Source organism: Campylobacter coli LMG 9860, assembly GCF_000254135.1.
In the GTDB taxonomy this organism is placed as follows: Bacteria; Campylobacterota; Campylobacteria; order Campylobacterales; family Campylobacteraceae; genus Campylobacter_D; species Campylobacter_D coli.
In genome coordinates this window covers 1-8,592 of the sequence record NZ_AINS01000048.1, presented here as the reverse complement: position 1 = coordinate 8,592, position 8,592 = coordinate 1, and the positions used below count along the sequence as shown (strand labels likewise).

The window sequence follows — 8,592 nt, the reverse complement described above, 5'->3', positions numbered from 1 at the left end:
ATATTGTTTTTGCATTTTTACTCCTTTATAAAAAATATAATTATATTATAATAATATTAAAATAGAATTAAATTAATATCATAATGATATCATAATGATATTAATTTATAATATATTACTTATTTGACTAAACGCTTTATCTTTGAAAATTTTAAGCCTTTGTTTTGACATTAGAGAAAAGCTTTTATCTTGCATAGCTTCACCAAAAGTTAAATTCTTTGAAGTGAGTTCTAAAAGATCTTTGCCGAAAGTATCTTTACTTAAAGCATTAAGATAGACAATGGCTTTGATTTTTTCTTTGATAGCTTGATACTCTTTAGTTTCTTCAAACTCTAAATTATCTTTGATAATTGATCCGTGATATTCATTAATCCACACCACAAAAGAACAATTAAAAGCTTCTGTTAGTTGTGTTAATCCCAAAATGGTATCATCTCTTGCTTGACCACCTACAATTGGAACATGCATATAAACTTCTAAATTATTGTTTGTTAAAAAGTCTAAAACCTCATTTTCTTTAAGATAATCAATTAAAGGTATAAAAGTAGTCGCACCGCTATCAATAATATAGTTTTCAGCCTTTTTTTCAAAAGCTAATTCTACAATTTTATCAAAGGCACGGACATCAAATTTGCCATCATCATCAATAAGTTGCAAGAATTTAGCTTTTAAGGCTTTTACATTAAGTAAAGTTGTATTGTTAGGATCAGTATCAATAGCAACGATACTTTCTCCTTTATCTAAAAAATATTGACATAGTAAAGAGCTTATAAAGCTTTTTCCTATACCACCTTTACCATTTAAAACAAAATGTATTTTTGCCATTTTTACTCCTTTATAAAATATCGCTGACTTGTTTATCTAGTGTTACTTTTGATCTTGCTAAAAATGCGGGATCTTTAAAGTATAAAATTTGTTTTCCATAAATAGGGGCTTGCCCTGCAATAAAAATTAACATATCGCCAGGAGCGATTATCTTGTCATCTTTATCTTTTTTGGCTGAAGGTAATCGCATACATTCATCGGCAGTAATTAAAGGGCGTTGCACCTCTTGTATTGTTTCGCTTACATTGCCAAGCATTACGGCGGTTCTTTTTCCCGAGCTTGTAAGAGATTTTTTAATAATAGTTGTAATTCCGCCCATTTCGGATAAGAGTTTTGCGGTTTCTATTTTGTTTGGTGCAAATGCTATTCTTATGTGGCAATTTGAAATAATTGTTTCCTTTTCGCCATAAATAGAATAAAGTTGTTGTATATCTTGAATAGATCCGTAAAACTTCATTCCATATCCTGCCATATAAGCAAGATTTTCTTCAAGCACTCCTAACTTTCCAAACATAGTTAGCTCATCGGCTAATACTAACATTTTGTGTTTGTATCTTTTTATATTTTCTCCATTTTTAAAATTCAAAGAATCATCCGTTAAAGTTCTAAAAATTTGATTGATAAGTAAATTAAAAAATGGACGCAACCTATCCTTTTGCCCTGGCGGAATGATTAAATAAAGACTGATAGGGCTTTCATAATTCATTAAATCTTTGATTTTAAAATCGCTTTTTGCTGTATTTTTTGCTAAGATAGGATCAATATAAAGATTTAAAGCTTCCGAAGCTGTTCCTACTACACCGCTTAATTCTTGTGTAGCTTTATTTTTCATTGATCTTGAAATGCTTTGAATAATTTCTTGTGTATTTTTATCCATTGTAGAAATATCACATTCAACCATTTCTTCTAATAGTTCATCGATACTTTGATTTGGATCGTTAATAAATTTATAAATATCGGTTAGATTTGGGGTATTTTCGCCTCGATATTTTTTTAAATGTAAAGCATAAAGTATAATTGAAACTAAGAAATTTCCCGCCTCACTTTTAAAATAAGATGTGCTACCTTGAGTAGGATTAGTAGGGGGCGTTTCGCCTTTGAAAATGAGATTAATTGCAATATTTTGAGTGTCTTTAATCTCGTGCATTGTTTCCAGCCTTATTTCTTCTAAAATATTAAATTTTACGGCACTATCATCTAAACAAGTCGGATCTAATTTTAATACTTTATTTTTGGCGTATTTTTGTCGCCAACCCGCAGTTAAAGCCCATAGCTCACCTTTTATATCAAAAATAAGTGCAGACTCTTCCCAGGATAAAAGTGTAGGTAAAAGTAAGCTTACGCCTTTACCGCTTCTTGTAGGTGCAAAAAGCATTACGTGTTCAGGACCATCATGTCGTAAATAATGAAGTGTTTTTTTGTGTTCAAAACCACCGATATACACACCTTTATCTTTATCAAATACGCCACTTTCTTTGACTTCTTCTAAAGTAGCCCAATGTGCCGATCCATGAAGATTTTCTATTGCTTTTGCTTTACGCAAAAAGGCGAGTTTCACCAAAATAAAAACAATAAAACAAAACGCAACACCTGCAAACATTAACATAAAAAATTTTTTGAAAAAATCAGGATAAAAAGAATAATAAGCGTAACTCCAAGAAATCCACTTAAAAGGATTATAAAATCCATAAAGTGAGGTTTCACCTAAGCTAGGGGAGTAATTAAACGATTTTGCTAAATATTGCGTTGCAATTTGGCTAATAATAGTAAATGTTAGGAAAATTCCAATAAGTCCTAACATATAAACTAAAGCTTGATTAGTTTGTTTTTTCATAAAGAAATCCCTATATCTTTTTTGGCTGTTATCTCTTTATTGATACCTTTATTTTTATCTAGCGCTTTAGTAGTGGCTTTTTCAACCATTAGTTGCTTTGCAATTTGTTCTTTTAATTGCTTTTTAATTTCTTCCAATCCTCTGCTTTTCATTAAATCGTTAAAATCACTTAAACCTTTTTGCGCTTCTTGATTTGTAAAATTTGGTAATACAACTTTTACTTCGGGATATTTTTTTTGTATGCCTAAGGCTGTTTCTTTGCCTACATTCTTATTGCCGTTTAATTCTTTTTTTACATCATTATCCCCTGCAATAATGATATTCATTTTAGGGTATTTTTCTTTTATATTTGTTACGATAATTTCTAAATTTCCAGCATCTACTCCCATTATAGTAGGAGATTTTGTAGCTTCATAGACACTAGCACTTGTCGCAAATCCTTCACAAATATAAACTTCATTGACATTATTTAAATTCTTTGCACCAAGTAAGAAAAAATTACCTTGCTTTTTCGCAGGGTATTCTATGCCTTGCTCTTTTTCTTCTGCTGTGCGTGTAGCTCCTATCATTTTATCACCATTAGCGAAGATTCTTTGCGTAGCCCAATATTTGCCTTCAATATCTCTTAAAGGAATCAATAAGTTGCCGTTTTTGTCTTGTTTGAGATAAAAATTTTTATCAAAGCCTTTTTCTTTTAAATACGGGTGTTCTGAATTAGCCCATCTTGCATTGTTGTATTCATTTTCTAATTTCACAGCGGTATTTTCATACGCTTGATTTAATTCTTTATCTCTTTGCTCTTTTAAGGCTTTATTATGTTCTAAAGCGTTTTGCAGATTTATTTCTTTATTTTTGGTGTTTTCCAAAGAATTAGCACTTTTCCAATTTTCTTTAATACCAGTTTTGTAATTTTGCACAAATCCTGCAGGGTGTCCATTTAAAAAACCTACATAAGCTCCGCTTTTTTCTCTCCCTTTATCCCCTATAACGCTAACTCTATGAAGTTTGCCGTCCATTATAGGCTGACCTTCAATATTAAGCTCATATTTTTCTAAAAAAGCTTTAAATTCATCATGAGTATTGTTGTAACTTTGTGTTAATGGTGATTGATTTAGCCATTGAGTGAAATTTTTTAAATCCGCACCCTTAGGAGCATACCACATTTTAGCTTCTTTATCCCATTTTGCACCTGCTTTTTTAGCAAATTCTTTTTCCTCAAAAGGAACATATAAGTAAGTTTTTCTAGTTGCCAAGTTTAACTCCTTATCTTGTTTAAGCGCTTGATTTTGAGTATTTGAATTTTCAAGCTCTATTTTTTGTTTTTGCTCCAAAGAAAGACTTTCAATAAAATTAACAATTTTGGTAGCGTCTGAAGTGGCTTTAAAAATTTCATTTGGCTTATCTTCTAAAATTTGCACCCAACTATCAATATATGATAAGTGTTGTCCTGGATCATAATCTAAGCCTATTTTACCATTAAATAGAAAACTTGCAATTTCGGCTCTTAATTCTTCTTTGGCGTATTCTTTAGAACCAAAAGGGTTTTTTAAATCTCTATTTAATCGACTTTCATGACCGCTCCAATGTCCTAATTCATGCAAAGCAGTTGTATAGTAAGCGCCTTCACTTAAAAAATTTTCTTTCGGGGGTAGTGTAATAGTATCATTTGCGGCATTATAAAAAGCTCTATTTCCTTTGTGATGAATAATTGCTTTTGAATCATCTAAAATTTTTTGCGCTTCTTTAATTATTTGAAAATTATCAATCTCTTGCTTTTGCTCCAATTTTGGCATATTTTCGATTTGCTCGGCATTAAAAACATAAGAGAAAAATACTTTAGGATTCTCTAATTTTACTTCGATTTGCTCTACTTCTCCTTTTTCATTTGTAATAACATTACCTTCCTCATCTAATTTATCAACCATTTCGCTAAATTGCCAATATTGAATCAAAGTCGATTTTTCACCTTTTCTAACTTGCGCATTAATACTTTGTGCTTGTTTATAAGTAAGCCACCTAGGATCATTATAATTTTGTAGCATTAAATTAATGCTATTTATGCCGTTATAAGGCTTGTTTGTAATCGGGTTATAAGGCATATTGTTAGCTAGATCAATACCTTTCCAAGGTTTAATCCATGGTGCAGTTCCATTTTTTAAGCTTTCTATGATTTTATCGGCTGTTTCTTGTATGAAATCCTTATTTTTCATGAAATTATCCTTGATCTTCTGTGCCTTCTTTGGCATCATCTTCGCTTAAGGCATTTTCTTTAAATGCACCTAATTCTTCAGCAGTTAATGGATCAACCTCATAGCTGAAATTTGGTATTGTTTCTAGTTCTTTAAAATCCTTCATAATTTTCTCCTTCTTCAATATTAGGTATTGTTTGTTTTTCTTTTTTTGGTGTTCTAAAATCTATCTCTTTTGCTTTTATTCGGTGTTTTGAGTAAATTTTTCCTTCATGCTCCCAAGTGTCTTGAGTTAGTTCTCCAACCACATCAACTGAAATGCCTTTTTTTAAATATGGGTGCATGGCATTAGCAAAAGAACCAAAAAGAGATACTTCGATATAAGTTGAATTTTCTATCTCTTTGTATTTTCTGTTGTTTGCTAAGGTAAAGGTGCATATGATACTACCTTGATTACAATGTCTTAATTCAGCATCAGCTGTTAATCTTCCGCCTATTGTAATATTATTAATCATTATCTTGCTCCTCATCTTCTAAGTTATCAAATAAGCTTGGCTCATTATCATCAAATTGTGTAGGTTTATTTTCTTCCAAATTTTCATTTTCCATTTTTACTCCTTTTTTTGTGTTTGCAAATTGAAAAGATTGTAAGTAATCTTAATTCTTGTGTCCGATTTTCTTGCTTTTTCTTCCAAGTCATCTATCGTTTTTGCTGTTGAATCGTATTTAGCTACATAGCCATTAGAAAATCCTTTTTTTAAATCCCCAGTATTATAAATACTTAAAGCCTGATTTATACGATCTTCTTTCGCTAGATTTTTATTTGTCATTTCATACGCCAAATAAAAAATATCACTACCCGCTTTAATATTTTTACAAGTATCTAATAAATCTTCTACACTGTAATGTGAGAATGTTGAAGATTTAAGATTGTTAGAATTAAATTGCATTAGTCCAATATCTACACTATATCCCCCTTTAATGAAATTGTTCGCTAAATTTTCAGCTTCTTTTTTATTTTTTAATATAAAAGAGCCAACCTTATTAATGTTAATTGCAAATTGTTGATTGTTGCTTTCTACTTGAATAATCTTTTGTATGATTTGTGTTTCTACATTTGGATTTTTGCATTGTTCAATTAGAGCAATATCAATCATTATTTAACTCCAAAGGCTCTAAAATAATATCCTTAGTTACAAAGATATTAAATTTATATCCAGGACGAATTTTTAAAGTAGGGCTGATATTCATATTTTTTCTTATCATCTCGCTTGCGACTTGACCCATTTGTTGAATAGCTTGTGCGATTGCTTTATCCGAAGCAGTTTCTTTTTCGCTGTTTGTGTCTGAATTATCAGACAACGCAATACCTGCGCTGATCGATGAAAGTAAAAAAGCAGAGCCGAAAATCCTAAAATAATGATTATCCACTTGATCTTCAAAGCCTGTATATCCATCTTGTGAAGTTCCTTGCATGCCATCAAGATTTAAGGTATCACCATTCGGAAAAATAAGCTTATTCCATGCTACTAAGAGTCTTGATTGACCATAAATAATATTACTTGAATAAGCTCCTACAACTTTAGTTCCTTGTGGAATTAAAAGGTATTTTCCAGTTGCGCTATCATAAACATTTTGTGTTACTTGTGCCAATATTTGACCAGGTAAATCCGAATTAACACCTGTAATTAAAATGGCAGGTATATTCCAACCCGCTTTAATTTCATAAGTGCTTAATGGTTTTTGTTTTACATATTTTAAATAGCCATTGTCTTTTTTTTGAGATAAAAATTGTTGCCCTTGCACATCTTTGTTTGTGCCACTTTCTAAGCCCAGTCCTGTATTTTGTGGATTGATTGCTCCAAGATTAATATCTTCATTATTATTAGGTGGATTGAAATTAATTGCTTGGTTTTTTTTGCTATCCGTTGCTTCTGTTTTGATATCAAGCTTGGTATTGCTTAATAAAGCTTTTAACTGCATATCTTTTTTAATCTTCATTTCTTTTTCATCTATAGCATTGTTTTGGACAAGGATAGGAGTATTGTTAGGTGGCTGTTGTGTAGTTTGAGAATTTGTTTCTTGAATAGGTTGTTGTGCGGCATTTGGCATAGGTGGTGAAATTATATTATTTTCTTGTGCTTTTTGAACTTGTAATTCGTCAATATATAAATTAAGATCATTGTTATGATTTGTAGCTATTTGTGTTTCCTCTTTTGGTGTGGTTTGCGCAGTTTGTCTTTCTAAATTTTGCTTTCTTGATAAGGCTACATAAAATATGCTAAATAATACTATTGCGATGATTGCAAATATTATTATAATAGGAACTTTCGAAAGCCTTTTGTTATTTTTTGGTAAAAATTTGTTAGGAGACATATTCACTTCAAGCATAATTTAACCTTTAGTTTTTGGAGTAAAATTAAAACTTGTTATATTTGGTTTTACAAGTTTATTTTCGATGATTTTATAAATCACATTGATTTTACTTTCATTGATATTAAATATCGCAACTATATTTTCATTATCAATTTGTGAAATTTGATAGCTTAAGAAGGTTAAATCTTTTTTAGAATTGTCATTGCTTATTGCATAACCTTTTTTTCTTAAGGTATTGATAAAATAGTTAGAAAAATCTTGATTATTTTTATCTTCATTGATAAAAAATGTAGTTTTGTTAGGTGCGTAATATGAAATAATGAACTGCGAAAAATCGTCTGCAATTTTATTGTAGTTTATTTTTGTTTCTTCAACTGCAAAGCTAGAGTTAAAATAATCCGAATTCATTTTAGCACACGAGGTTATAAAGAAAGCGATTAACGCCAAAAATAAAATTTTCATTTGTTTTCCTTTTTATTTTGGAGTGATAAGTCATAAAGCACATTATTAACTATATCTTGATTAGCTTTGTTTGAATGCTTTGTGATTTTAATTTTTTCTTGTTTTGAGCCTACATTTGAAAGTAAAATCGCTTTGTTAAAAAGCCTATCTACAATAAAAGTATCATATTTCAAGCGATAATTTACGATTTGTTTTTCATTACTAGAATCTAAAACCATAAGTGCGGGTGCTTCATAGAATTTTAAATTTTTTGGCATTTGAATATAAGTTTTTATGCCGTCATTGTAAATTCTTAAAGGTTTAAAAGGTGCATTACCTTCAATACTATAACCAAAGTCTAAATTTTCAATATTGCTTGGAATTTCATCATCTTTTGTTTTATAGAAATTTTTAGCTTCAGATTTTGCTTTCATTTGATTTTTATAATCTTCAAGAGTTTTTATGATACTATTTGGATAATTGAATGAAACCGCAGGCATAAATTTCTTAGCTTCTGATATTAAATTTAAGCGATAAACTCGCTTATTTGTCATGATATTCATAGTTGTTTGTAAGTTTTTATCGGTAGGTTTAATGATGATATGAGAGATTAAATAAGGCTCTTCACCACTTACGCTTAATGAAACAGCCCATCTTATACTATCGCCTATTTGCACATCTTTAATCACTTCACCAGGTTCTAAAGCAATATCAGTAAGTCTTAAGGGTGCAGTTACAATACTTGGCATTGATTCACCAAAAAGAAAAATTACTTCTCCATTATTTCCTTGTATAGTAGTAGTTTTTGAATTTATCCATTTTTGTGCTATTGCTAGATCTTTTTTTTCTTTTGGTGTAAGATTTGAAAAATCTCTTTCATTTAGATTGTTAGCATATGCACTACTACCAATAAATAAAAGTAAAGAC

9 protein-coding genes are annotated in these 8,592 nt (G+C 30.2%); all 9 read right to left on the bottom strand.

The features are described from left to right. Window positions 1–105: 105 nt before the first annotated feature. Complete coding sequence (locus CCO88_RS07165) at window positions 106–825, bottom strand: nucleotide-binding protein (RefSeq protein WP_002784845.1); 720 nt, start codon at window positions 823–825, stop codon at window positions 106–108. Between the two features lie 10 nt (window positions 826–835). Further along, a complete protein-coding gene (locus CCO88_RS07160) occupies window positions 836–2,659 on the bottom strand; it encodes a type IV secretory system conjugative DNA transfer family protein (RefSeq protein ID WP_002839911.1) in 1,824 nt (607 codons plus the stop codon). Next, window positions 2,656–4,869 (bottom strand): zincin-like metallopeptidase domain-containing protein, encoded by a 2,214-nt coding sequence (locus CCO88_RS07155; RefSeq protein WP_002839910.1) that lies wholly within the window; start codon window positions 4,867–4,869, stop codon window positions 2,656–2,658. Before CCO88_RS07155 ends, CCO88_RS07160 begins: the two co-directional genes overlap by 4 nt. A 4-nt stretch (window positions 4,870–4,873) precedes the next feature. Then, entirely contained in the window at window positions 4,874–5,014 is a 141-nt protein-coding gene (locus tag CCO88_RS10665) for a hypothetical protein (RefSeq protein ID WP_002779802.1), read from the bottom strand. Then, window positions 5,001–5,363, bottom strand: coding sequence for a single-stranded DNA-binding protein (locus tag CCO88_RS07145; protein WP_002779803.1), 363 nt, complete (start codon window positions 5,361–5,363; stop codon window positions 5,001–5,003). Before CCO88_RS07145 ends, CCO88_RS10665 begins: the two co-directional genes overlap by 14 nt. Before the next feature lie 96 nt (window positions 5,364–5,459). Next, on the bottom strand, window positions 5,460–6,005 hold the full coding sequence (locus CCO88_RS07140) for a lytic transglycosylase domain-containing protein (protein WP_002779804.1): 546 nt from the start codon (window positions 6,003–6,005) through the stop codon (window positions 5,460–5,462). Then, the gene (locus tag CCO88_RS07135) at window positions 5,998–7,239 is read right to left on the bottom strand and encodes a TrbI/VirB10 family protein (RefSeq protein WP_002790334.1); all 1,242 of its coding nucleotides are present in this window, start codon (window positions 7,237–7,239) and stop codon (window positions 5,998–6,000) included. The genes CCO88_RS07140 and CCO88_RS07135 overlap by 8 nt, the downstream gene beginning before the upstream one ends. A 3-nt stretch (window positions 7,240–7,242) precedes the next feature. Then, complete coding sequence (locus CCO88_RS07130) at window positions 7,243–7,686, bottom strand: hypothetical protein (RefSeq protein WP_002779806.1); 444 nt, start codon at window positions 7,684–7,686, stop codon at window positions 7,243–7,245. Further along, window positions 7,683–8,592: P-type conjugative transfer protein TrbG (gene trbG / locus CCO88_RS07125; RefSeq protein ID WP_002838500.1), on the bottom strand; the 910-nt coding region annotated here is incomplete at its 5' end. The genes trbG and CCO88_RS07130, both read right to left, overlap by 4 nt.

What these genes read in the sequence shown, in the direction of transcription:
- CCO88_RS07165 (WP_002784845.1), bottom strand. Translation starts at nt 825, where the DNA reads ATGGCAAAAATACATTTTGTTTTAAATGGTAAAGGTGGTATAGGAAAA.
- CCO88_RS07160 (WP_002839911.1), bottom strand. Translation starts at nt 2,659, where the DNA reads ATGAAAAAACAAACTAATCAAGCTTTAGTTTATATGTTAGGACTTATT.
- CCO88_RS07155 (WP_002839910.1), bottom strand. Translation starts at nt 4,869, where the DNA reads ATGAAAAATAAGGATTTCATACAAGAAACAGCCGATAAAATCATAGAA.
- CCO88_RS10665 (WP_002779802.1), bottom strand. Translation starts at nt 5,014, where the DNA reads ATGAAGGATTTTAAAGAACTAGAAACAATACCAAATTTCAGCTATGAG.
- CCO88_RS07145 (WP_002779803.1), bottom strand. Translation starts at nt 5,363, where the DNA reads ATGATTAATAATATTACAATAGGCGGAAGATTAACAGCTGATGCTGAA.
- CCO88_RS07140 (WP_002779804.1), bottom strand. Translation starts at nt 6,005, where the DNA reads ATGATTGATATTGCTCTAATTGAACAATGCAAAAATCCAAATGTAGAA.
- CCO88_RS07135 (WP_002790334.1), bottom strand. Translation starts at nt 7,239, where the DNA reads ATGCTTGAAGTGAATATGTCTCCTAACAAATTTTTACCAAAAAATAAC.
- CCO88_RS07130 (WP_002779806.1), bottom strand. Translation starts at nt 7,686, where the DNA reads ATGAAAATTTTATTTTTGGCGTTAATCGCTTTCTTTATAACCTCGTGT.